Source organism: Halomonas sp. hl-4, from assembly GCF_900215475.1.
In the GTDB taxonomy this organism is placed as follows: Bacteria; Pseudomonadota; Gammaproteobacteria; order Pseudomonadales; family Halomonadaceae; genus Vreelandella.
Map to the genome: position 1 here is coordinate 1,595,078 of NZ_LT907845.1, position 25,800 is coordinate 1,620,877.

At 57.9% G+C, this 25,800-nt stretch carries 15 protein-coding genes; 5 read left to right on the forward strand and 10 right to left on the reverse strand.

Features of this window, described 5'->3' with window-relative positions; genetic code table 11:
* Nucleotides 1–68 precede the first annotated feature (68 nt).
* The 4 genes from CPH17_RS07695 to CPH17_RS07710 form a co-directional block, all read right to left on the reverse strand.
* Nucleotides 69–734, reverse strand: coding sequence for an alpha/beta hydrolase (locus CPH17_RS07695; protein WP_074397206.1), 666 nt, complete (start codon nucleotides 732–734; stop codon nucleotides 69–71).
* 159 nt (nucleotides 735–893) lie between these two features.
* The gene (locus tag CPH17_RS07700; RefSeq protein WP_009101184.1) at nucleotides 894–1,097 is read right to left on the reverse strand and encodes a cold-shock protein; all 204 of its coding nucleotides are present in this window, start codon (nucleotides 1,095–1,097) and stop codon (nucleotides 894–896) included.
* A 191-nt stretch (nucleotides 1,098–1,288) separates the two neighbouring features.
* The gene (locus CPH17_RS07705; RefSeq protein WP_074397207.1) at nucleotides 1,289–2,950 is read right to left on the reverse strand and encodes a GMC family oxidoreductase; all 1,662 of its coding nucleotides are present in this window, start codon (nucleotides 2,948–2,950) and stop codon (nucleotides 1,289–1,291) included.
* A gap of 26 nt (nucleotides 2,951–2,976) precedes the next feature.
* The gene (locus CPH17_RS07710; protein WP_074397208.1) at nucleotides 2,977–4,497 is read right to left on the reverse strand and encodes a CoA-acylating methylmalonate-semialdehyde dehydrogenase; all 1,521 of its coding nucleotides are present in this window, start codon (nucleotides 4,495–4,497) and stop codon (nucleotides 2,977–2,979) included.
* Between the two features lie 138 nt (nucleotides 4,498–4,635).
* On the opposite strand from CPH17_RS07710, the gene CPH17_RS07715 reads away from it, so the two are divergent.
* The 3 genes from CPH17_RS07715 to CPH17_RS07725 all read left to right on the forward strand — a co-directional run bounded on the left by CPH17_RS07715 (nucleotide 4,636) and on the right by CPH17_RS07725 (nucleotide 7,836).
* Nucleotides 4,636–5,538, forward strand: a complete 903-nt coding sequence (locus CPH17_RS07715; RefSeq protein WP_074397209.1) for a LysR family transcriptional regulator — start codon at nucleotides 4,636–4,638, stop codon at nucleotides 5,536–5,538.
* Between the two features lie 103 nt (nucleotides 5,539–5,641).
* Nucleotides 5,642–6,268, forward strand: a complete 627-nt coding sequence (gene msrA, locus CPH17_RS07720; protein WP_074397210.1) for a peptide-methionine (S)-S-oxide reductase MsrA — start codon at nucleotides 5,642–5,644, stop codon at nucleotides 6,266–6,268.
* Between the two features lie 185 nt (nucleotides 6,269–6,453).
* On the forward strand, nucleotides 6,454–7,836 hold the full coding sequence (locus CPH17_RS07725; protein WP_074397211.1) for an NAD-dependent succinate-semialdehyde dehydrogenase: 1,383 nt from the start codon (nucleotides 6,454–6,456) through the stop codon (nucleotides 7,834–7,836).
* A gap of 87 nt (nucleotides 7,837–7,923) precedes the next feature.
* Here the strand turns inward: CPH17_RS07725 and CPH17_RS07730 are convergent, their stop codons facing one another.
* From CPH17_RS07730 to CPH17_RS07755, 6 genes are all read right to left on the reverse strand, one after another.
* Nucleotides 7,924–8,403 carry a phosphatidylglycerophosphatase A family protein gene (locus tag CPH17_RS07730; RefSeq protein WP_074397212.1) on the reverse strand — a complete coding sequence of 160 codons (480 nt, stop codon included), beginning with the start codon at nucleotides 8,401–8,403 and terminating at the stop codon, nucleotides 7,924–7,926.
* Nucleotides 8,403–9,125 carry a tellurite resistance TerB family protein gene (locus tag CPH17_RS07735; RefSeq protein WP_074397213.1) on the reverse strand — a complete coding sequence of 241 codons (723 nt, stop codon included), beginning with the start codon at nucleotides 9,123–9,125 and terminating at the stop codon, nucleotides 8,403–8,405. Before CPH17_RS07735 ends, CPH17_RS07730 begins: the two co-directional genes overlap by 1 nt.
* A gap of 65 nt (nucleotides 9,126–9,190) precedes the next feature.
* Nucleotides 9,191–11,791: an AAA family ATPase gene (locus tag CPH17_RS07740; RefSeq protein WP_074397214.1), complete on the reverse strand. Its 2,601-nt coding sequence runs from the start codon at nucleotides 11,789–11,791 to the stop codon at nucleotides 9,191–9,193.
* A complete protein-coding gene (locus tag CPH17_RS07745) occupies nucleotides 11,788–12,936 on the reverse strand; it encodes an exonuclease SbcCD subunit D (RefSeq protein WP_074397215.1) in 1,149 nt (382 codons plus the stop codon). Before CPH17_RS07745 ends, CPH17_RS07740 begins: the two co-directional genes overlap by 4 nt.
* A 62-nt stretch (nucleotides 12,937–12,998) precedes the next feature.
* Nucleotides 12,999–14,321 carry an ammonia-dependent NAD(+) synthetase gene (gene nadE, locus CPH17_RS20435; protein WP_082934262.1) on the reverse strand — a complete coding sequence of 441 codons (1,323 nt, stop codon included), beginning with the start codon at nucleotides 14,319–14,321 and terminating at the stop codon, nucleotides 12,999–13,001.
* A 185-nt stretch (nucleotides 14,322–14,506) separates the two neighbouring features.
* Complete coding sequence (locus CPH17_RS07755; RefSeq protein ID WP_074398540.1) at nucleotides 14,507–16,135, reverse strand: SLC13 family permease; 1,629 nt, start codon at nucleotides 16,133–16,135, stop codon at nucleotides 14,507–14,509.
* Between the two features lie 243 nt (nucleotides 16,136–16,378).
* Here CPH17_RS07755 and CPH17_RS07760 point away from each other — a divergent pair, with 243 nt between their 5' ends.
* Both CPH17_RS07760 and CPH17_RS07765 read left to right on the forward strand, forming a co-directional pair.
* Nucleotides 16,379–17,014, forward strand: coding sequence for a CDP-alcohol phosphatidyltransferase family protein (locus tag CPH17_RS07760; protein ID WP_074397216.1), 636 nt, complete (start codon nucleotides 16,379–16,381; stop codon nucleotides 17,012–17,014).
* Between the two features lie 114 nt (nucleotides 17,015–17,128).
* Nucleotides 17,129–25,720 (forward strand): GH36-type glycosyl hydrolase domain-containing protein, encoded by an 8,592-nt coding sequence (locus tag CPH17_RS07765; protein WP_074397217.1) that lies wholly within the window; start codon nucleotides 17,129–17,131, stop codon nucleotides 25,718–25,720.
* Nucleotides 25,721–25,800 lie beyond the last annotated feature (80 nt).

The following is a 25,800-nucleotide window of genomic DNA, read 5'->3' on the forward strand; positions in this document are numbered from 1 at the left end:
ACATCCTTGCATCGGGCACGAATAGACACTCACTGTGCATCCCTTTTGAGCCGTTGTCGACGCAGCATTTAGCTAAGCCGTTGGGTAAGCCACTTACTGATATCGCTTACCTGCTGCGGGCAAAGCGAGTGAGCCATGGGATACTGACGGTAATTCACCGCATAGCCCATCCCGGTCAAGCGCTCAGCTCCACTTTTTCCCAAGCTCTCCGGCACGATGGGGTCAAAGCTGCCGTGCTGGACCTCAATGGGAATTTGCCGGTTAGCCTCTGCCAGAGCAATGCTGTCGGCGGTCGCAAAATAACTCGACATGGCCAGCAGCCCACCGAGCGGCTGCGGGAAGGAAAGCGCTGCGTGATAGGCCACTGCTCCACCCTGGGAAAAACCTGCCACGATAATACGCTGGCTATCGATACCCTGGTCAATTTGCTCCTGGATGAGCGCTTGAATACGTTTAGCGGCTACTTTCAATTGTACTTCATCGACCCGACGACCCAGGTCCATCGCCAAAATATCGTACCACGCGGGCATCACCATACCGCCGTTAATGGTCACCGCAAGTCGGGGCGCGTGGGGCATAATAAAGCGCACCTTGGCGCTGGCGGGCAAGCCCAGCGCAGGGACCAGTGGTTCAAAATCGTGGCCGTCTGCACCTAGGCCATGCAGTATGAATACACACGCATCGGCGGGCTTGCCGCTCTTCGGCTCGATGATAAGTTCGCCAGGCGCTGTCATGGTCATTCATTCCTTGCTTTAAAAACGCCACCCTAGCGCAAAGCAACGCTCGGGGCGAGTAATGTGGCTGGTTTTCATACACATACAAAAAACCCCGCACATGGCGGGGTTTTGTGCGCGCTAACATTAATCGTTAGCGGCAAACATCAATATTCTAACTTATAGAACTTTGATGTTAGAAGCCTGAAGGCCTTTTTTACCCTGAGTGACGTCGAAGGAAACCTTCTGGCCGTCTTGCAGAGTTTTAAAACCGTCAGCCTGAATTTCGGAGAAGTGAGCGAACAGATCGTCGCCGTTGTCGTCCGGAGAAATAAAGCCGAAGCCTTTAGTGTCGTTAAACCACTTAACGGTACCAGTTGCCATGATCGAAATCCTCGATTAAGCGTATTTAGAGCCGGGTAATACCCGAGTTGCAGTGGGTAGAACAAGAAACTTTCACCAGACTCAACGCTTGCGGCGCTTCGATACTGCTGACAACGTTCGACTTGCTAACCTACTGCCGAGAAGGATGCGCCTTGTTTCAGCGCACGTCAACACTATCGCGTAAAAAAATGTCAGTACGATGACCGTTCCGATAATATCCAATCCGCCGCTTTTTCGGCGATCATCAGCGTGGGTGAATTGGTGTTACCGCTAGTGATTGTCGGCATCACGCTAGCATCCGCGACGCGCAACCCACTGATACCGCGTACGCGCAATTGGCTATCGACGACGGCCATGGAGTCGTCTTCCCGGCCCATCCGCGCGGTGCCGACAGGATGAAAAATCGTCGTGCCAATATCCCCCGCCAGGCGTGCCAGTTCGTCATCGCTCTGATACTCAAGGCCGGGCTTCACCTCCTCAGGTTGATACTTGGCAAACGCCGGCTGCTCGGCGATTTTACGCGTCACCCGCAATGAATCGGCGGCCACCTTGCGATCCTCCGGCGTGCTCAAATAGTTAGGTGATATTGCCGGCGCCTGGCGCGGGTCGCGGCTTTTCAAGCGCACTGTGCCTCGGCTTGTCGGGTTTAAATTACACACGCTCGCGGTGATCGCCGGGTACGGGTGGAGCGGTTGGCCAAAGGCTTCCAAACTTAATGGCTGAACGTGATACTCAATATTGGGGTGGCTATAGTCATCCGAACTGCGCGTAAAGGCACCCAACTGCGAGGGTGCCATACTCATCGGCCCGGTGCGTTTAGTGAGATATTCCCAGCCGATGCCCGCCTTGCCCCACAGCGTACTGGCCATGGCGTTAAGGGTTTTGGCCTTCGACACTCGGTACACCGAGCGAATTTGCAGATGATCCTGTAGATTTTCGCCGACGCCCGGAAGATCGTGAACCACCTTGATATCATGCTCGCGCAGCAGGTCAGCGGGCCCCACCCCCGACAGCTGCAGCAGATGTGGCGAGCCAATCGCCCCAGCGCACAGCACGACTTCCCGGCTGGCGTTAACCTGAACGGTTTTTGCGTCACGTACCACCTCTATCCCGCTACACTGCGTTGCCCCTTCATTATGCTCAAAGCACAGTCGGTTCACCTGGGTAGAGTGCCAAAGCGTCAAATTACCCCGCTTGAGCGCGGGGCGTAAAAACGCTTTAGCCGTGTTCCATCTCCAGCCCGCGCGCTGATTGACCTCGAAATACGCCACCCCCTCATTGGACCCGCGGTTAAAATCATCGGTGCGCGGGACACCCGCCTCAACCGCCGCCTCGGCAAAATCGTCCAACACCTGCCACTTGAGACGCTGTTTTTCGACCCGCCATTCGCCACCGTGGCCGTGAAAATCACGATGCGTCGCGTCGCCATCGCCGCCGTCGTCCAGCCGGTAATGGTCTTCATGCTTGATAAAATCGGGCAGGCAGTTCTCCCAGCGCCAAGCGTCATCGCCGGTCACCTCGGCCCAGTGATCGTAATCTCGTGCCTGACCACGCATGTAAATCATGCCGTTGATACTCGAACAGCCACCCAGCGTTTTGCCACGTGGATAAATCAGCGAGCGGCCGTTGAGCCCCTTATCCGGTTCGGTGCGGAACATCCAATCGGTGCGTGGATTATTAATGCAGTACAGATAGCCCACCGGAATATGAATCCAGTGATAGTTATCGCGCCCGCCCGCCTCGATCAGCAATACCCGATGGTTCGGGTTGGCGCTCAAGCGGTTGGCCAGCAGGCACCCGGCGGTGCCTGCGCCGACCACGATGTAGTCAAACTGATGAGAGATATCGGACATGGGCTGACTCCCGGCGCAAGAGCGCTTTACTTAGCCGTGGGCATGACAAAGTCCGCCCCGCCATCGATCGAGTCGGACCAGCGCTGCATGATCGACTTCTGCTTGGTGTAGAAACGCACGCCTTCTTCACCATAGGCATGGGTATCGCCAAACAGCGAGCGCTTCCAGCCGCCGAAGCCGTGCCACGCCATGGGCACCGGGATGGGCACATTGATGCCGACCATGCCCACCTGAATGCGGCGGCCAAATTCACGTGCCACGCTGCCGCTTTCGGTAAAGCAGCTGACGCCGTTGCCGAATTCATGATCGTTGATCAGTTGAATCGCCGTGGCGGCATCGGGCACCCGTACGCAGACCAGTACCGGGCCGAAAATCTCTTCTTTATAGATGGTCATGTCAGGGGTGACGTGATCGAACAGCGTGCCGCCCATCCAGAAGCCATCAGCGCAGCCATCGCCGGTCTGGCCTGCGTCAAACTCGCGCCCGTCGACCAGCAGCTCGGCGCCTTCCGCTACGCCCTTGTCGATGTAGCCGGTAATCCGCTGGTGCGCTTCGCGGGTCACGATCGGGCCCATCTCGGCGTCCAGCTGCATGCCATTTTTCACTTTGAGCGCTTGGGCACGCTCCTTGAGAGCGGGGACGACCTTGTCGGCGACGTCACCGACCAGTACCGCCACACTGATCGCCATGCAGCGCTCCCCTGCCGAGCCGTACGCCGCGCCGATCAGCGCGTCCACGGCTTTATCCAGGTGCGCGTCGGGCATCACCACCATGTGGTTTTTCGCCCCGCCGAGCGCCTGGACGCGCTTGCCGTGGCGGGCACCACGCTCGTAAATCAGGTTGGCGATGGGCGTGGAGCCGACAAACGACAGGGCCTTGACGTCAGGGTGATCCAGCAGAAACTCGACCGCGTCCTTACCGCCCTGCACCACGTTGAACACGCCGTCGGGCAAGCCGGCCTGCTTGAGCAGATCGGCGATCAGCAGCGAGGCGCTGGGGTCCAGCGGGCTGGGCTTGAGGATAAAGGTATTCCCTGTGGCGATGGCGACCGGGAACATCCACATAGGCACCATGACCGGGAAGTTGAACGGCGTGATGCCCGCCACCACGCCCAGCGGCTGGCGCACCGTCCAGTTATCGATCCCGGTGCTGACCTGCTCGGTGTAATCGCCTTTCATCAGCTGCGGAATACCGCAGGCAAACTCGACGATATCGATGCCGCGGGCGACTTCCCCCTGGGCATCGGTAAATACCTTGCCGTGCTCTTTGGTAATCGCCTCGGCGAGGGCGTCCTTATTGGCATTCAGCAGTTCAAGGAACTTGAACATCACCCGTGCCCGGCGAATCGGCGGCGTGTCGGCCCAGGCAGGAAAAGCGGCCTGGGCAGCGGCCACGGCCGAATTGACCTCGCGCTCGCCGGCAAGCGACACGTGCCCGGTCACCCGCCCCGTGGCCGGGTTAAAAACGTCCTGGGCAGCCCCGGTACCTTCGCTTGGCTGGCCGTTGATGAAGTGGTGGATGGCGGTCGTCGTTGTCGCGGTGGTCATGGAAGCAACCTTTATAAGTATCATGAGGGTCTAACGAGGGATACGACCACATTACGCGGCTTTGCGGGACAATCAATTGAGTAATTTTTAACCACGATATAAGCTCAGCTAATAACAACACGCTCTGAGAAGACGCTTATGCAGGAATACGCCTCGTTACGCGCCTTTGTGGCCGTTGCCCGAACCGGCAGCGTGTCACGCGCCGCCGAACAACTGCACCTGACCCAGCCCGCGGTTAGCCTAAAGTTGAAGCAGCTTCAGGCCAGCTTGGGGCTGACGCTGTTCAGCCGACGCCCTCAGGGCCTTAGCCTGACCGCCGACGGCCTTGCCCTCTTGCCCGCTGCCGAAAAGGCCCTGGCCAGCGCAAGCGCCTTTGAGCAAACTGCCAGCGCGCTACACAGCACACTGCGCGGCAAACTAACCATCGGCACCATTGTCGACCCTGAGTTTATTCGGCTGGGGGCGTTTCTGAGCCGCCTGATGTTGCGCGCTCCGCAGTTGGAAACCGAACTGCACCACGGCATGAGCGGCCGGGTGCTCGCGCGCATCGAGCAGGGCGAGTTGGACGTTGGCTTTTATCTCGCCCCGCCCGGGGAAGGCACGGGCCATCCGGCGCTTGCCTGGCGTGAGCTGACCCAGTTTGATTATCACGTGATTGCCCCCGCCGGCTGGGAGGCACGGCTGGCAGATACCCGTTGGGCGTCACTGGCACGCCTGCCGTGGATTGTTACCCCGCCCGACTCGGCCCACCACCGGCTGCTGCAACACCGTTTGGCCGACTGCGGCGTCACCCCAAATCGCGTCGCCCAGGTCGACCAGGAAGCCTGCATGCTCGACCTGGTTCGTGCGGGCGTTGGGCTGAGCCTGGCCCGCGACGCCCTGGCCATGGCCGAACGCCAGGAAAGCGGCCTGGCCGTGGCGGACCAGGTTCGCCTACCCTGCGCTTTGGGCCTGATTTGGCGACACGACCGTGCCGCTGAACCACCGATTGCCGCTGCGTTAAAAACCCTGGATGACGTCTGGCCACCACGCCATAGCTAAGATTTAATCACTGGAAACCACGGCTGTAAGGAAAGTAACCCCAAAGCAACTTAACGACTAGAGTTTCATTAGCTGCTTACTTAGCTTCCTTGGAGTCTGTCTCATGTTGCAATGCTTACCTCTACGCCCGTTAACCCTATGTGTCGTGACGGCCACTATGGGCATCACCAGCACTTCGCTGCAGGCCGAGACGCCCGCTGAAGCGGTCTTTGCCGGCGGCTGCTTCTGGTGCATGGAGCCACCCTACGACCGCCAGCCCGGCGTAACAGCAACCATTTCCGGCTATACCGGTGGCGAGCTGGAAGACCCTACTTACGACGACGTCAGCAGCGGCGATACCGACCATATTGAAGTGGTCAAGGTAGAATACGACGCCGACCAGATCAGCTACGAACAACTACTCGAGATTTACTGGCGTAATATCGACCCGTTCGCGGTCGGTCGCCAGTTCTGCGACGAGGGCGACCAATACCGCGCTGCGATTTTTTATCAGAATGACGAACAGCGCGAGCTGGCTGAAGCCTCCAAAGCCGAGATGGAGGAGCGCTTCGATCAAGAGATAACCACCGAGATACTGCCCGCTGACACCTTTTGGGAAGCCGAGGAATACCATCAGAATTACTACCAGAAAAACCCCGTGCGCTATAAGTTCTATCGTTTCAGTTGCGGACGCGACGACCGCCTGGAAGCGGTATGGGGTGACGAGGCAGGTGGGCCGACTTTTGACTAGTCACAGCACGCCTCAGCCATAGCGAGCGCCTATTAGGCAGCATCGATAATTTTCTACTACAGTGACTGGGCAGCATCAGTAGACCAGTCGTCTAAAATGGCACAACGTTAGGATGCGTTGAACTTTAGTCTATTGATTTAAATAGCATTAATTTAAAAAGCGTTGATCTAAAGATAGGAGATCTTATGAGCAACAGCATCACCACCGTTAACCCTACCACCGGCGAAACGCTACAAACCTACACGCTGATGGATGCCAGCCAAGCGAAGCAGGTGGTTGAGGCAAGTCACCAAGCCTTTCTCGACTGGCGGCTCAAGCCACTTGAGCACCGCGCTAAAATGGTGAAAGCCATCGGTGAGGCGCTTAAAGCGCACAAAGACGAGCTGGCCGATTTGATGGTCAAAGAAATGGGCAAGCTACCCGAACAGGCGCACGAGGAGGTGGACCTATGCGTTGGTATCTGCGATTACACCGCAGAGCGCGGCCCCGAGGTACTCGCCGATGAAACGCGCAACCCCAGCAACGGTGAACGCGGTATTGTGACCTATTCGCCAATGGGGGTTATCTACGGCATTCAGCCCTGGAACTTCCCCGCCTATCAAGTAGTGCGCTATTCAATTGCCAATATTATGGCGGGCAACGCCGTGCTGCTAAAGCACGCTGAATGTGTCACCGGCAGCGGCCTGCTGCTGGAGAAAATCTACCGCGAGGCGGGCCTGCCGGAAAACGTCTTCCGCACCCTGGTGATTTCCCACGACGTATCCGATGAGGTGATTGCTCACCCAGCCGTGCGCGGCGTGACGCTCACCGGCAGTGACGGCGCCGGGCGTAAAGTCGCTGGCAAAGCGGCCGAACACCTGAAGAAAACGGTGCTCGAACTAGGCTCTAACGACGCCTATCTGGTATTGGACGATGCCGACCTCGACGTGGCCGTCGAGACATGTGTGCAGGGGCGCGTCTACAACGGCGGGCAAACCTGCGTGGCGGCAAAGCGCTTCGTCGTCACTGAAAAAAACTATGCGGCGTTCAAAGAACGCTATGTCGAGCGCATGAAGGCCCTCAAAGCAGGCGACCCGACCCAAGAAGGCAGCGACCTTGGCCCGATGGCACGCGTTGACCTGCGTGACGACCTTCACGAGCAAGTCGAAGAGAGCGTACGTAAAGGGGCCAAAATCCTCTGCGGTGGCGAAAAACCATCGGGCAAGGGCGCGTTCTATCCGGTCACCGTGCTGGATAACGTCACCCCCGGCCAGCCCGCCTACGACGACGAATTATTCGGCCCAGTGGCCGCATTGATTCGCGCCAAGGACGATGACGACGCCATGCGCATCGCCAACGACAGTCGTTACGGCCTGGGTGGCGGCATTATCTCCAAGGACGTGAAGCGCGCCACAGAGCTTGCCAGCAAGTACTTTGATACCGGCATGGTGTTTATCAACGGCTTTGGCGTTGCCACGCCGGAAATGCCCTTTGGCGGCGTCAAGGATTCCGGCTATGGGCGCGAACACGGCGGCTTCGGTATGCGTGAATTCGTCAACGCCAAATCGGTGGTTGTCGTACAAGAGTAAAGTGCGTCAAGCGGTAAACGACGTTGTAACCACAAGCGCCGCAGGCTCAACACCTGCGGCGCTTTTTGCTGTTGCCATAACGCCTATTCAGCGATTACGCGGCTGATAGCGACGCCAAATAAATAAGCCAAAAGCGACCACAACCCAAGTAACGCCCGCAGCCAGTACGTCATCCAAGACGACTCCCAAGCCGCCATCCACCAACTCGGCCAAGTGAATCGGCGGTGGCTTAAGGCTATCGAAGAACCGATAAACGGCAAATGCTAACGCCATCACCAGCGGCTGGCGAGCCGCATGGAGGCCCAGTACGGCTAACGGAAACGCCGCATACTCGTCCGCCACGATGCTGCCGTGGTCGGTGTCGATAAAATGCAGCGACGCCAAATCACAAACCGGCACCGCCAGTACCAATAGCGCGAAGATAAACGCGGCCTGCTGACCTACCGGCCGCCCTAACAGCCACCAGGCCAAAGGAATGCCCAGCAACGAACCAAAGGTGCCTGGGGCTACCGGTAACTGCCCCAGCCCCAGCCCGGTAGCAACCCATAAATTAAGCGTATCGAGCATTAACCCGCCTGCTGCGCTTGGTGTTCAAGCTCGCGAGCCATGTCCGGCGATAACGCCAGGGCGTTTGCCAACTGGTCGAGCCAGGCACGCTCCATGGGGTTTTGCTCATCGGTGACGGCGACGCTGATTAAATACATTTCCCTTGCCGCTTGAGGCGAGTCTGCTTCACGGGCCAGGGCTTTAGCGTCTAACGGCGCTTTTAGCTGTTGCTCAATCCAGTTATGCATTTCCTGATCAGCACCAAGCGCGTCGATCTGGTCGGTGATCAACGCCTGCTCCTGCTCGTCGATATGCCCATCGGCACGAGCGGCCATGATCATCGCCTGCAATAATTCCAGGCTACGCCGCTCCTGGTACTCGCCATTGAGCACCTCAACACGCTCGCCTTCGGCGCTGGTTTGCTCGCTTGACGAATTTTTATTCGCCTGAGCGTTTTGCCAGGCTTTCCACGCTAATACCCCCACCCCGGCAATCGCGCCGTACTTAAGCGCGCTACCCCCAAGCTTTCGGCCGCGCTTGGAGCCCACCAGCATGCCCATGGCGCCGCCGCCCAGCAGGCTTTTCAAATCCACACCGCCAGAGCCACCGCTTCTGGCGTTTTGGCTACCGCCGCCGAACTGCTTGGAAAGACCATCGAGCATGCCTTTCACATCGACACCGCTGCCTTTTTGACTTCCACCTGCCTGTTGCATGAGCTGCTGCAGAATCTTGCTTGCGTTCATAGGTATGCTCCTAGGGGTATCAACGTGTGAACAACAGCTATTAAAGAGGCTATTCCAGCATTGCGCTAGACCCCGCCTTGAAGGGCGACGGTACTTCCATGACGGCTCGCGCGCACATCCACACGGACCGGCATTTGCTCTTTCAGTTCGCTAACGTGGGAAATAATCCCAATCATGCGCCCGCCCATTTGCAGCTCGCTGAGCATGGTAATCGCTTGGTCCAATGCATCCTGATCGAGACTGCCAAACCCCTCGTCGATAAATAACGTATCCAACTGAATACCGCCAGCATAAGCCTGCACCACGTCGGAAAGCCCCAACGCTAGTGCGAGCGCCGCCATAAAGGATTCACCGCCCGATAAAGTGGCCACTGACCGGTTCTTGCCGGTGTAGGTATCGGCCACATCCAGTTCCAGCCCCGAGGCGCGATTGCCTTTGGAGGGATCCTCCCGGCGGACCAACTGATAGCGCCCTCGGCTCATGCGTACCAGACGTTCGGAGGCTTGAATCAAGACATCGTCCAGCAGCACGCCGAGCACGAACCGCTGCAGACTAATGCGCTGCCCGGTACGCCCGTTGGCCACCTCACTTAACGTTCCCCATATACGATACTGCGCCTCAAGCGATGCTTGGGCGGCGTGGGCAGCATCAAGTTTTTCACGCGTGGCATTAAGCTGCGCCACCCGGGCGGCCAGCTGCTGATAGGCCTGCTCGCGGGCTTGCTCCTGGGCCTTTGCCTCGGCGACTTGCTCGGCCAGGCCGAGCAGGTCCGGCGGCGTTTGTCCCTCAAGGTGAGCTTGAACCGCCTCCAACTGACCTTCCAGCTTAGCCAGTTCACGTTGAAAATGGGTCACCGCGTTGCTCAACCGCTGGAAATCGGCCTCGCTCAGCCGTGCCCTATTAAACGCCTCCTCATCGTCAAAGACGCTATCGGCCAGGGCGCGCTGCCAGGCCTTCAGTGCCTCGTCCAGAGCGCTATCGGCGCTGGCCTGACGCTTGCGAACATCGTTCAGCGTTGTTTCGGCGCGGGCCAGCGCCGTCTGTGCATGCTGGGCGCGTTCCTGGGCGGTTTGCCAGGCGGTTTCGGCGGCCTGAATATCGGCGTTGAGTTGAATCTGGTCGGCTTTCAGTGCCTCAAGGGAGGCATGCTCGCCCAGCTCGCCACGCAGCCGCTGACAATGCGCCGTCTTGTCGGCGAGTTGCTGGCTAAGCTGGGCGTGGTGCTGCTCGGCTGTCACTATGCCCTGGCGGGCCTTATCCAATGCAGCACGGGCCTGTTTAACCTCGGCCTGGGTGACGGGCGCTTGCTCGACCACGGCAGGGGCCGGGTGGTCACGGCTGCCGCATACCGGGCAAGGCACCTGGGCTTCCAAGCGCTGGGCGAGCAAAGCCGCCTGGCCTTGGTGCCAACGCCTCTCCTGTTCGGTGGCATGCTGTTCTGCCACCTCGACGCTTGGCCGCTGTCGATTGATCTCGGCGGCGGCTCCCTCGACCTGCTCGGCAAGCCGCTCGCGCTGAGTTTCAAGCGCGGCCAGCTCTTGGCACTTCTCAACCGCGTGATTCAGCCGGAACGCCCGCTCGCGCCATGTTGGCAGTTGCTCAAATTGCGGTTTGGCGTTCTCCAGAGCCCGCTGGGCGTCGGCCTGTGCGGCTTGCTGCTGGACCATGGCGGCCTCAGCCTGGGCGAGCTCTTCCCGGGTAGCGCGGTCCGTTTGCTGGGCCGTTTGCAAGCGATGGTAGTCTGTTGCCAACGCCTGAGTTTTTCCGTGGGCGGCCAGGCGGGCCTGGGCGTCTTCGATGTCGTCCTGCTGGCTTAAAAGCGCCTTCTTGGCCGAGCTGAGCGCTGCCTGCTGTTCGAACCGCGCCTGCAACTCCTTACCCTTGCGCTCAGCGTGTTCAGCGGCCTCCCGGCGCGCTTTGGCGTCAGCGTAGTCGCGCTGGGCAGCAGCGCTTTGTGGCTCAAGGGCGCTGCGTTCTTCGTCCAACGCGGCTTCATTTTCCACCTCGCTGGCCTGCAAAATACCCTGCACCCGTTGGCGATGGTTATTAACGTCGCGCTCGATCTGATTGGCCTGGGTGCGCAGGCGCTCTTCAATGCGCTGGAATATCTGTGTCTGAAATAGCTGGGAAAAAATCACTTCGCGGTCTTTCGACCCGGCCAGCAGCAGCTCGCGGAACTTGCCCTGGGGCAACACCATTACCTGACGAAACTGGTTGGCGTCGAGGCCTATCAGGCCCTGAATCTGGGTGTTGGCATCGTTGACGCTTTTGGCCACCAGGCACTCGCCTTGCTCGCCGTCGGCGGTCAGCCGCCATAGCTGGGCTTCGGCGTTTTGCGCGGTGGTGCCTTCACCGCGTGCCTTGGGGCGCTCCTGCTGAGGCACACGGCGTACCCGGAAGGCCTCATCGCGCAGGCGAAAATCCAGCGTTACCTCGGTGAGCAACGCTGCCGCTGCCTGGTCGCAGCGCATTTGGCTTGCCTCGCGCTCAGCGCCGGTCGTCTGGCCATAAAGGGCAAAGCACAGCGCATCTAAAATCGAGCTTTTACCTGCGCCGGTGGGGCCGTTAATCAAGAACAGCGGGCTTTGCCCCAGCGCCGCGAAGTCGACGGTTTCGCGCCCGGCAAAGGGGCCAAAGGCCTGCATGGTTAAGCATAGCGGCGTCATTCTTGAGCCTCCTGGTCGCGGCTTAGCTCGCCAATCAGTTGGCTTATTGCCTCGGCTTGCTCGTCGGTCATGGGCTCGCCACTGGTCTGGGTAAAAAAGTCGCTGAACATATCCAGTGCGCTGAACTGCAGCCGCTCGCGATCCAACTGTTGGCGGCCACGCGCTTCCAGCATGCCGGGTTTCTCCAGGTGCAGCACATTGGGATAGACCTCGCGCAGCTTGCCCATGGGGTCGAGGATGGCATGCCGGTCGGTCAAGCGCACCAGCAGGTAGTCGTCTGCGTTAGGATCGCTAACACCGTCGGCGATCAACGATTCAAGCTCTCCTTCCAGAATGCGCACGTCCAGGCGCGGCTCAAGTGGGCGGTGCTCGATATGCCGCACGCCCTTCTCGTCAATATCCACCAGGGTAATGCCTTTGCGCTGGCTGGCTTCGGAAAAGCTGTACTTGAGTAACGAGCCGCTATAGCGAATATGCTCGCCGCCGCGATACTGCGGCCCGTGCAAATGCCCTAATGCCACGTAGTCGAAGTCCTGCATCGGCTCCCAGGCCACACTCTCGGCACCTCCCAGCGTCAGCGGCCGCTCGGAGTCCGAAGCGCTGCCGCCATCCACAAAGCAGTGGCTCATCAGCACCGTGGGGCGGGCTGGGTGGCGCTGAGCGTTGATTCGTTCGACCAGGTAGCGATGGGCGCTATCGAAGTCGCGCACATCCGCTGCCAATTGGCTGCGTACATACTCGGGGTCAGCATAGGGAATACCGAAAACGTCTATGTCGATGCCTTTGGCGGACAGCGTTACCGGCCGGTCACAATTGGCTAAATCCGACAGAATATGCAGCCCGGCCTGGCGCAAGTGGCGCGCACCAAAACCCAGCCGTTGGGCGCTGTCGTGGTTACCGGAAATCATCACTACCGGCAGGTTGCGCACGCTACACAGCTCTGTCAGCACCTCGTCCAGCAGTGCCACCGCCGAGGCAGGCGGCACCGAACGGTCGTAGATATCTCCGGCAATCAGTACCGCATCGACGGCCTCGCGGTCGACAATGTCGATCAGCTGATTGAGTACGTGACGCTGGTCATCCAGCAACGACAGATTGTGGAACAGTCGCCCCAGGTGCCAATCGGCGGTATGTAGTAGTCGCATGACAGACTCGACAGCAATATAGGTGGCTGCATCATATCAACCTGACACGGCGACGCTAGCAACTAGGGAGTGATCGGTAGCTGACGTTTGTGTTCAGTGCGCTGGAACGTCTTAATGATAGTGGAGCTGGCCGCGTCGCTAACGTGCTCACCCACCAAAAAGGCATCAATCTCGGCATAGCTGACACCCAGCGCTTGTTCATCGGCCAACTGTGGCTTAAGGGACTCCAGATCGGCGGTGGGTTGCTTTTCGACCAGTTCAGCAGGTGCGCCGAGTTCCACACCCAACTCGCGCACCTGCCCCTTGGTCAACCCGGTAAGCGGTGCAACGTCACAGGCGCCGTCGCCAAATTTAGTAAAAAAGCCCATCAACGCCTCGGCGGTCTGATCAGTCCCCACCACTAGGCCACCCCGTGCGCCAGCGGCGGCATATTGGGCTACCATGCGCTGGCGTGCCTTGATGTTTCCCAACACGAAATCACGTTGATGCTGATCCTCAAACGCCAGCCCACCTTCTTCCAGTGATGCCAGCATGGCGTCGCTGGCAGGCTTAACATTCACGGTGAGTACGCTGTCGGGTTGGATGAACTCAATCGCCTTCTGCGCGTCGTCTTCATCGTGCTGGATAGCGTAAGGCAAGCGCATGGCATAAAAGTGTGCATTAACCCCTTGCGAGCGCGCTTTTTCAACCGCTAGCTGCGCCAAGCGCCCGGCCACGGTGGAATCCACGCCTCCGCTAATGCCCAATACCAATGCGTGCTGGCCAGTGTCGATCATCTGGCGACACAAAAAGTCCACGCGCCGGGTACTTTCCTCGCGTGGATCGATGGTTGGCGTGACGTGCAGCACCGTCTGAATATGCACCTGAGTTGCCCGTTGGTTGGCCGGATTGGCTTCGCCTTTCACAACTTGGCCATGAAGCTCAGGGATACGTTCTAACGCGTAAAACGCAGCGGCAAGGCGAACATCATTGCGATCACCGCTAAAGCGCCGTGTTTCGGTAAACAGGTACTGCTGTTGTTCGCGGCGAAACGCCCAGGCAAAGCATACGGTGCCTGCCGGAATTCCCTCGTGGGACTCTGGCCCAGCGATGCCCGTATTGGCAACGGCTACATCGGCATCGTTATTATTCAACGCCCCCAGCGCCATTTCAGACGACGTTTGCTCACTGGTTAAGCCATGCGCTTCTATGGTCTCGGCACGCACTGCCAAATAGCGTTGTTTGGCCTCGGGAGAATAAACTGCCAGCCCACAGTCAATTGACTGGCCGCTGCCGGGCACACGGGCCAGCTCTGACACAATAAGCCCCGCTGTACACGATTCGGCTGTCGCCATTTTCAGGTTATGGGATTGCAAGTACTGACTTATCTCTTCCACACGTTCCATTGCTTATCTCCTGCGCGCCAAGCGCGTGATTCGATATTCTTCCCTGTCCCTGCACTATAGATAACTTCGCTTATTTGTCGAAAAACGCCACGCAAAATGGGACGGCTGCGACCACCTAAACCGACGATAAAAAAAGCCTCCATCAATGGATGGAGGCTTGGAAGGTTCAACAATCATTAACTCAGTTAATCACGAAACGCCTCCGGGTAGCTGGTCAGGTCGACGTCCCACAGCATAGGCAGCAGGAAGTAGACCGCGGCGACGATCAATATCAGCGCCAGGATATTCAGCCAGAAGCCGTTACGTACCATCTCGATGATCTTGATTTTGCCCGTGGCGAAGATAATCGCATTAGGTGGTGTACCCACCGGCAGCATAAAGGCGCAGTTGGCTGCCATGGCCGCAGGCACCATTAACACAAAGGGATGCACGTTTAGCGCCAGCGCCAGCGACGCCAGTACCGGAAGAATCATCGTTGCGGTGGCGGTGTTCGAGGTGATCTCGGTCAAGAACAGCACCATGGCACTGGCGAGTAAAATCACCAGCAGGAAGTTAACGCCTTCCAGCACGCTCATTTGCTCGCCGATCCATTCAGCCAGACCCGAGGAGCTAAAGCCCGCGGCAATCGCCAAGCCCCCGCCGAACAGCAGCAGGATTCCCCACGGCACATCCTTGGCCACTTCCCAGTCCAGCAGGCAGCCACCCTTATTTTTGGAGGGAATCAAAAACAGTAAAATCGCCGCCACCATTGCCACCATGGTGTCGTCAATGCCGGGGATGGTCAGCAGTTGCCCTTCCCACAAAAACGAGCGCGAAATCCACATAAAAGCAGCGAATAAAAACACCCACAACACTGCTTTTTCTTCAAAGCTGGTGGCCCCCAGGGCCTGCTTTTCTTTCTGGATAACTTCTTTACCACCGGGCAGATCGCCAAGCTTGACCGGATAAATAATCCTGGTCAGCAGTAGCCATGCAGCAAACAGCAGAATCACCACCACGGGAAAGGCAAAAAATAGCCACTCGGCGAAAGAAATTTGCACATCAAACAGCTCCGAGACGGTCGCCGCGAGAATGATGTTGGGCGGCGTGCCGATCAGCGTGCCCAAGCCGCCGATGGTACCGCCGTAGCCGATACCGAAAATCAGCGCCTTGCTGAACTTATCGATATCATCGCTGTGGTCGCCTTCCGTTTTGCTTAGCTCCTGGGTCACTTGATACACAATCGCCGTGCCTATCGGCAGCATCATCATCACCGAGGCAGTGTTGGATACCCACATCGACAAGAACCCGGTGGCCGCCATAAAGCCCAACACAATGCGATTAATACTGGTGCCCAGCACGCCAATAATCGCTAGTGCAATACGCTTGTGCAGCCCCCATTTCTCCATCGCCAGGGCGATCATAAAGCCGCCCAGGAACAAGAATATGATCGGGTTGCCGTAGGCCGCCGTGACCTTACTGCCCTCCAGCGCACCGGTAATCGGTAGTAACACGATAGGCAACAGCGAGGTCACCGGAATCGGAATGGCTTCGGTAATCCACCAAACCGCCACCCATAGCGTCGTGGCCAGCACCATGCGGCCTTCAAAACTGAGGTCGGCGGGATGGAAAAACAACAACACAAAAGCAAACAGCAGCGGCCCTAGCAGCAAGCCAACTTTCTGAGGCTTTTTATACGCAGGTGGACGCGGCTGATGGCCCGAGCCATTGTTTGAGGACGCGCCAGCGCCTGACCCACCCGAGGTGGGCAGCGCGCACATCAAGAGTGTTTTTGCCTGTTGGTGGGAGACCCAAAGCTGGTCCCACACCGTCATCATTCCATTGCTTTGCATACGACAACTTCGCTCACGGAGTAGAATGTAAGGTGTTAAAGAATGCACACACTAACCATGGAATAATGGTCAATCTAGACACGCACATTCTTGGGCCCCGTTTTCCACTGACCTACGCCTTTAGTCCAGTAATTTATGGAAATTAATACTAAAGTATAAATACTTGAGTCCAGTAATTTAAGCGGGTCACCAGCATGAACTCCACTTAACAAATAGGAATGGCGAATGCTTGACCGTTGGACCATGCCGCTAACCCATCGCCCGCTTGAGCAGCTTGCTCAGCAATTGAAAGGCCGCCTAACACCGGACCAGATTACCTTCGGCGCTTTCTTAATGGGTATCACTGCCCTGCCATTGCTGGCATGGGAGCATTACAGCCTTGCCTTAGTAGCCGTGCTGTTGAACCGCTTAGGGGATGGCCTGGATGGTGCGCTGGCCCGGGTAAATGGCCAAACGAGCGAAGCGGGCGGCTTTTTAGATATAGGACTGGATTTTGTGTTTTACGCAGCGGTCGTCCTAGGCTTTGCACTAGCCAACCCAATGGATAATGCCCTCGCCGCCGCTTTGCTGCTGTTTGCCTTTATCGGCACGGGTACGTCGTTTTTAGCCTTTGCGATCGCCGCCAAGCAGCAGGGTGTCGAGCGGCCTGATTTCCCGCAAAAGGCCTTCTACTACTTGGAAGGCCTAACCGAAGGAACCGAAACCGTCCTGGCACTGGTGATGTTTTGTCTATTCCCAGACCACTTCCCAATCCTGGCCACGGTATTTGCCATTGCCTGTCTTATTACCACGGCAACACGGCTATGGGGAGGCTACTGGACACTGCGCAAGCGTTCTGCCAACGAATATAGCGCAAGATAAAACGCGCCTAATGTGCGCTAACGAACCGACGTAAATACCCGGTGCGACCATTGTCTAAGTAAGGACATCATCGTTTTGTGGCCGGAAGCGCCCATTCTCACCGGGAAGGAATCTGTGAACCCATTTTTCCGTTTTGTGCGTCCGCACCATGCGTTTGCAGCGCCGTGGGATTCGACGCTGCCCGTCAGAGAAGAATTGTTCAGCGCAGAGCGGCTTGAACAGCACGCCGGTAGCCTGGCGCATGCCCAGGAAGTGGCGGCAAGGCCTCCTAAGGTCGTATCGTTAACGCGGCGGCTTAACGATAACGCTACCACCCTTCTGAGAGTTTACCGCGCCAGTGCCACCGCGTTGGCGGAAGGCCGCGACATTGTGCCTGCCGCTGCTTGGTTGCTCGACAATTACCACCTGATTGAAGCCCAAATCCGTGAGATTCGTAGCGACCTTCCACCCGGTTATTACCGTCAGCTACCCAAGTTAGCCAATGGGCCTTTTGCCGGCTACCCAAGGGTTTTCGGCATTGCGTGGGCGTTTGTAGCGCATACCGATAGTCATATCGATCTGGACACTCTGCAGTCTTTTTTGGTCGCTTATCAGCGCGTCCAGCCGCTGACCATTGGCGAGTTATGGGCCGTTGCTATCTCGCTACGTATTGTTTTGATCGAAAACCTGCGACGGCTTGCCGACCAAATGATCAGCGAACAAACGGCAAGGGACGAAGCTGATGATTTGGCAACGAAATGGCTAAAGCCCACCAATCAGCAAACACCCCTAGAGCAGCGCACCATTCGCATAGAGACCAGTACCTTCAATTTTCACACAGGGCCGCTGGCGGAACCCTTCACTGCCCAGCTCGCCAAACGACTACGTGGTTTAGACCCCCGCAGTAGCCCACTGGTGGGCTGGCTCGATGAGCAGCTCAGTCAACGGGGCGAAACCATTGACGAGATGGTTCAGCACGCTCAGCAGCGCCAAGGCGCCGCCAATGTGACTGTTCGCAACATCATCACCAGTATGCGGTTTGTCTCCAGCATCGACTGGGCCGTGCTGTTTGAAAGCGTCAGCTTGGTGGACAAGCAACTGCGCCAGCAAAGCAATTTTGATCAGTTGGATTTCCCCACGCGCAATCAGTATCGCAGTGCCGTAGAGCTGCTATCCCGCGGCTCGCGCCACACCGAGCTTGAGGTAGTCGAAGCGGCGCTCTCCCTATCTCGCCAGGCAGTGGCAACCACCGGCGACCCTATCGAAGCGGGCCGTATGGGTGATCCTGGCTATTTTCTGATTGGCTCAGGTCGCATAACGCTTGAACACAAGCTGGCGTTTAAAGCGTCTTCTCGTCAGTGGCTGCGACGGACACTTATTCATCATGGCATCCGCAGCTATATCATGCTGATGACCGTAGTGACGCTGAGTTTGATGACCCTGGCTGGTGGTCTATTACTCGCGTTGCCAGTTGCGATAGGCGACGTACCGTTACCCTGGCTATTGCTATTGGGCGTGGTTGGCTTTCTGCCCATTATTGAGGTGGCAACACAGATCGTAAATCGCCTGATTATTCGCTGCATCGACGCCCAGCCGCTGCCTAGCCTCGACCTTTCCAAGGGGGTTCCGCTTCACCTGCGTACGCTGATTGCGGTGCCCACGCTGCTAACCAGCGAAGATGACCTGCGCGAACAGGTTGAGCGTCTTGAAGTGCATCATTTATCGAGCGGCGATGGGGCGCTCGCCTATGCGCTGATCCTGGACGGCGTTGATGCCCCCCAAGCAGATTTACCCGGCGATGCAGCGCTCTTGTCCGCCGCTCATCTGTGGGTCGATCAGTTAAATGAGCGTTACTGTTTGGATTCAAACGCGCCCAGTAGCGATAAGCGCTTCTTTTTACTACACAGGCGACGGGTCTTTAACCGCAGCGAAAATACCTGGATGGGATGGGAGCGTAAACGCGGTAAGTTACACGAGCTTAACCGATTGCTACGCGGTGCTCGGGATACGACATTTATTAATCCGCCAAGCATGCCCAATGATGTGCGCTATGTGATTACCTTAGACGCCGACACACGGTTGCCAAGAGGCTCGGCAAGCCGCTTGATCGGCAAGATGGCACACCCATTAAACCAACCACGCCTTGATCAACAGCAACGCCGGGTGGTGGAGGGCTATGCTATTTTGCAACCTCGCGTCACGCCGTCGTTACCCACCGGGAATGAAGGCTCCATCTATCAGCGACTATTCTCGGCGCCAGGCGGCATCGACCCGTACGCGGCTGCTATTTCTGATCTCTATCAGGATTTGGTGGGAGAAGGTTCGTACGCCGGTAAAGGTATTTATGCGGTTGATGCCTTTGAAACCTCGCTGGCTGGCCGTGTGCCCGACAACAGTCTGCTTAGCCACGATTTGTATGAAGGTGTTTTTGCCCGCGCGGGGCTCGCTTCAGATATCGAAGTGATCGAAGACTTTCCTGCACGCTATGACGTGGCGGCTAAGCGTCAGCACCGCTGGACCCGCGGCGACTGGCAACTGCTCCCCTGGCTGGTCGCCCCGGCGCTGCCGCTCACCGGGCGCATGAAAATGCTGGGTAATCTACGCCGTTCGGTGTTAGCACCGTTAGTACTGGCAAGCCTTGCGGTGAGCTGGCAGTTGCCCCTTAGCATGGCAATTACCAGCACGCTGCTATTACTGGCTGTGCTGGGTGCGCCGGTGCTCGTCTCGTTAGCCGCCTCGTTTGTGCCCTTCCGGGCGCGGGCAAAGCTACGCCACCACTACCATCTCTGGTTTGACGAACTAAAGCTGGGTAGCGTGCAAATGCTACTGCAGGTGATCTTTTTGCCCGACCAGGCATGGCGCATGCTGGATGCCATCGCCCGTACCTTAGTGCGCGTGTTGGTCACTCATCGTCACCTGCTTGAGTGGACCTCCGCGGCCCAATCGATGAAAAGCCCACCGCTAACGGTGTGGGGCTTCTATCAGCGCATGGCTCCCGGCACCGCCTTGGGGCTCGCGGTTGCGGTCAGTGCAATGTGGACGGCCAGTCACGCTTGGCCAATCGTGTTGCCCATGGCACTGGTCTGGTTGGCTGCGCCGGCAGTGGCCTCATGGTTAAGCAGCAGCAAAAGCGCGGTTATCCAACCAACACTCTCGGCAGACGAAACGTTGGCGCTGCGCCTGATTGCACGGCGAACCTGGCGCTATTTTGAAACCTTTGTGACCACCGCGGATAACCAGCTACCGCCGGATAACTTTCAAGAAGATCCCCAACCCGCACTGGCACAGCGCACCTCGCCTACCAACATGGGGCTGTATCTACTCGCCACCCTTGCCGCCCGTGATTTTGGCTGGCTAGGCACCCAGCAGGCTCTGGAACGCCTGGAGAGAACGCTTGAGGTAATGCTAGGACTACCGCGCTATCGGGGCCACTTCTATAACTGGTACGCCACCCACGATCTGCACCCGCTGGCCCCTCGCTATGTTTCAACCGTCGATAGCGGCAACCTTGCGGGCCACCTTATCGCTATCGCCAATGCCTGTGAGACCTGGCAAGCCGAAAACTATGTTTCAGATCCGCGCATGGGTATTAGTGACACGCTGAACCTTGCTCGTCAGGCACTCAGTAACGCCTCAAAACTGCCGAAAACAGTCGCAGCTCAGCTGAACGAGCAGTTTGCCGCCATGGACACTCAGTTGAAAGGCGAGGCGATGTCATCGGCGTGCCTGGCGAATCTAGCGGCGTTGACCGATAACGCTTTACATCTGGCGCGCACTGCCCACGACGAACACGCCGACCCGCACAATGAAGATATGCTGTTTTGGGTGTCATCACTGCACGCGTCTGTCGCTCAGCACCGCCATGACCGGGATACCTACCTGGAAGCAGGAGCGCTCAACTTGCGCTTACAACAGCTTGCGGACACCGCGAGACGTTTGGCATTGGGCATGAACTTTGCTTTTCTACTTAACAGCGAACGTCAATTGCTGTCGATTGGCTACTCGCTGGACGACAATTGTCTGGATACCAGTTGCTACGATTTACTGGCCTCCGAGGCACGGCTTGCCAGTCTGTTTGCGATTGCCAAAGGCGATATTCCCACCCGCCATTGGTTTAGGCTAGGCCGTGCGGCAACACCAATCACCTTTGGCTCAGCCCTGATTTCCTGGTCGGGTTCGATGTTTGAGTATCTGATGCCATCCCTAGTGATGCGCGCTCCGGGCGGTAGCCTGCTTGAACAAACCAATCGACTGGTAGTGAAACGCCAAGAAAGTTACGCCGCCCAACTCGCCGTGCCCTGGGGTATTTCTGAATCCGCCTACAACGCCCGTGACCTGGAATTCACCTACCAATACTCTAATTTTGGCGTGCCTGGTTTAGGGCTCAAACGCGGGCTGTCTGCCGATCTGGTCATCGCCCCCTACGCCACCGGCCTAGCCGCCATGGTTGATCCCAACGGTGCCTGTCGAAATTTCAGCCGTCTGAACGAGATGGGTGCGCTAGGTCGTTATGGCTTCTATGAAGCGCTCGACTTCACCCGTTCGCGGCTGCCCGCTGGAGAAGAGGCGGTGATTGTGCGCAGTTTTATGGCCCACCACCAGGGCATGACCATCGTGGCTATCGCCAACACCCTGCACCATGGCCAGATGCGCGCGCGCTTTCACCGTGAACCAATGATTCAAGCCTGCGAACTGCTTCTGCAAGAGCGAGTTCCCAAGGATGTTGCGATCCTCCACCCCCGCGCTGAAGAGGTTAAATCAAACGCCAGCCAGAGTATTAATGAGGCACAAACCATCCGCCGCGTTTCCACACAGGCCAGCGGCCCACCCGTTACCCATTTACTCTCTAACGGTTGCTACTCGGTGATGCTAACGGCCACGGGTGGCGGCTATAGTCGATGGCGCAACATTGCGATTAGCCGCTGGCAACCGGATGCCACCCGCGATCATTTGGGCAGTTTTATTTTCCTGCGCGACGCCGCACATCCCGGTGTTTGGACCGCGACGGGACAAGCGGCCAGGCGCGCCAGCGGAGCTAACGATGACCATCATCATGCGATATTTGCCGAGGATTACGCTCGCTACACGCATCGCCACGACGATATCACTAGCCATATGGACGTGCTGGTTTCCGGCGAGGACGATAGTGAGGTTCGCCACCTGTCGCTGACGAACAGCGGCCGACATGCCCGCAATATCGATATCACTTCCTACTCGGAATTAGTCTTGACCACCCCGGATGCCGACAACGCGCACCCCGCCTTTGCCAAAATGTTTGTGGTAACCGAGTACCTGGAAGCGTTTAACGCGCTGATTGCCACTAGGCGACGGCGCTCGCCTGACGAAGAACAAGTCTGGGCCGCCCACTTTGCCGTGGTGGAAGGCGACACCGTGGGCGAGCTTGAGTTCGAGACCGACCGCGCCAGGTTTTTGGGCCGAGGGCGAAGTCAACTGCATGCCCTAGCGCTGGCAGAGGGCCAGCACTTATCGAGCACAGTGGGTAGCGTACTGGATCCTGTTTTTGCGCTGCGCTACTGCCTGCGCGTGTCTCCCGGCAAAACCGCCCATATCGCTTACTGGACCGTGGTTGCCGACTCACGGCAGACGCTGATGGATCTGATCGACAAACACCATGACCGGAGCGCTTTTGAACGGGCCAAAACGCTTGCCTGGACCCAGGCACAGGTACAGCTTCGCCATTTAGGCATTCAGCCTGAAGAAGCCGCCGATTTTCAGCGCTTGGCCGCCCCGGTTTTGTATCCTGACCCTCGCTTTAGAGCGCCTGCCGATGCAATTGAGCGCGGAGCCGGGCCGCAGTCACAGCTCTGGCAACACGGAATTTCCGGCGACCTACCGATTATTTTGATGCGCATCGATAGCATCGACGACATTGCCCAGATACATCAATTGCTTCGCGCCCATGAATACTGGGGCATGAAGCGACTAGGCGTCGATGTGGTGATTATCAATGAGCGGGCTTCCTCCTATGTTCAAGATCTGCAGCAAGCTATTGAAACCGCCGTACTCAGCGGCCAAACCCACCCTCGATTTAGAAAGGATCACGTCCAGGGTTCAGTGATTGCGCTGCGTGCCGACCTGATGAGTCTAGAAGCACGCATGCAGCTACAGTCGATTGCCCGGGTAGCATTAATGGCCCACCGCGGCAGCATAGCGAATCAGCTAGCCATGACGCTGCCCGCCAACTCTCCCCCATCAACGCCGCCGATATTCGCCAAACGCGTGCTTCCCAAGCCCATACCCGCAAGGGCTAACGCGATAGCGCCTGATACACTCCCAACGCTTGAGTTTTTTAATGGACTAGGCGGCTTTGCACTCAGCGGCCGCGAGTATGTCACGCTACTGGAGGCGGGAAGTTCAACCCCCGCCCCCTGGATTAACGTGATCGCCAATACAGGTTTCGGGTTTCAGGTATCAGCGGAGGGCGCAGGCTATGTATGGGCGGATAACAGTCGCGAGAATCAGCTCACGCCATGGTCGAACGATCCAGTGGCAGACCCCAGCGGCGATGTTATTTATGTGCGCGATGAAGAATCACTGGCCCTTTACACGGCGACCGCCCGACCCATTCGTGATCAAGGCCGCTACCTGGCCCGCCATGGCTTCGGCTATAGCCAGTTTGAGCACCATACCGACGGCATCACGTTGGAACTGCTGCATTTTGTGCCATTAGAAGCGCCACTTAGAATTTCCCGACTACGGCTCAGCAATCATTCAGGACGGCTACGCAAGCTATCTGTTACCGCCTACGCTGAATGGGTATTAGGCACTTCCCGCAGTATCTCGGCGCCTTATCTTATCTCGCACCCAGACACCGATAGCGGCGCTCTGCTGGTAGAGAATCCCTGGAATATTGCCTTCCCAGGCCGAGTCGCGTTTCTTGATATAGGCGACGCACCCGACTCATGGACAACTGACCGTTGCGAATTCATAGGCCACGGCGGCAGTTTGTCCTCCCCTGCGGCGCTGCGCAGTCATGCCCCGCTTTCCGGCACCCACGGGGCGGGGCTGGATCCTTGTGCCGCACTCAGCCGCGGCGTGTCGTTAGCGGTGGGCGAAAGCGTTGATATCGTGGTATTGATGGGCCAAGGAAGCTCAACCGCCGAGGTGCAAGCGCTAATCGCCCACTATCGTCAGATAGATATTGACGCCGAGCTCGCCAATATCAATGCACACTGGCAAACCCAGCTTAACGCGATTCAAGTAAACACGCCGGATCGTGCCATGGATATCATGCTTAACGGATGGCTGCTTTATCAAACCATTGCCTGCCGGATCACCGCACGCTCTGGGTTCTATCAAGCAAGCGGTGCGTATGGTTTCCGAGACCAGTTGCAAGACGGTATGGCGTTATCGTTTACCCGCCCCGAGACGACCCGCGAGCATTTACTGCGTGCTGCCTCGCGCCAGTTTGTCCAGGGCGACGTTCAGCACTGGTGGCTGCCCCACTCCGGCCAGGGGGTGCGTACGCGTATTTCCGATGACCGCGTATGGCTGGCTTATGCCTGCGCTCAATACATCGCGACGTCCCATGACACTGCCGTACTGGATGAGCCGGTGAGCTTTCTAGAGGGTGCCGAACTAGCGGCCGGTGAGCACGATAGCTTTTACCAACCGATGATGGCTGAAGAAACCGCCTCACTTTATGAGCACTGCGCCCGCGGCTTGGATCAGAGCTTAGAACTTACCGGCGAGCATGGCTTGCCGCTGATCGGTGGCGGCGACTGGAACGATGGCATGAACCGCGTAGGCGAAGCAGGCAAAGGCGAAAGCGTCTGGTTAGGCTGGCTGCTAGTGCATACCCTTGAGCGGTTTTTGCCGTTTGCCGAACAGCGCGAACAGCATGAGCCCTCAGCGAGCCAGGACACTTCACGCGCTGAGCGTTGGCGTGCCCACGCCATTGCGTTACGCCTGGCGCTGGAAAGCAATGCCTGGGACGGCCAGTGGTATCGCCGGGCAACCTACGATGACGGCAGCTGGCTAGGTAGCAAAGACAGCGACGCCTGCCAGATTGATTCAATCGCCCAGACCTGGGCGGTACTCTCGGGCGCGGCAGAGCCTCACCGAGCAGCACTGGCCATGCGTTCGCTTGAGCGCGAGTTGATTCGCTATGACCAGCAACTCGCGTTACTGTTTTGGCCGCCCTTCGATCAACCCCGGCGCGATCCTGGATATATTGGTGGTTACCCACCCGGCATGCGCGAAAACGGAGGGCAATATAGTCACGCCTCTATGTGGGCGATTCTCGCCTTTGCCAAGCTAGGCGAAGGCGACAAAGCGCACGCGCTCTTTTCGCTGCTCAACCCCATTAACCATGCCCGCACCGCAGAAGAGGCTGTCCGCTATCACGTGGAACCTTATGTGGTGGCCGCGGACGTCTACTCAGTGGCACCCCACGCAGGGCGAGGTGGCTGGACATGGTACACGGGCTCTGCGGGCTGGATGTACCGCGCGGGCATTGAAGGCATATTGGGGATCCGCCGGGAAGGCGCCTGGCTGGTAATTGATCCCTGCCTCCCCAATGACTGGCCAGGCGTTAGCGCGACGCTCACTATCGCCGCCACCCACTACGCGGTGAAGCTCATCATGACCGATGACGCCTTCAGTGCAAGATTGGATGGCCGCCCAATGACGGACCAAAAAAGCAAAGTACGCATTCCTCTGGATGGCAACCACCACCAGCTTGAAATGTTTATTCAGCGACGTTAGGGAGGCCAAGCACTACTTATTCTTATCACGATCAAACCGTGTCATACCTGTTGCCCCTTCCCGCTTTTGCTGGCGGGGGC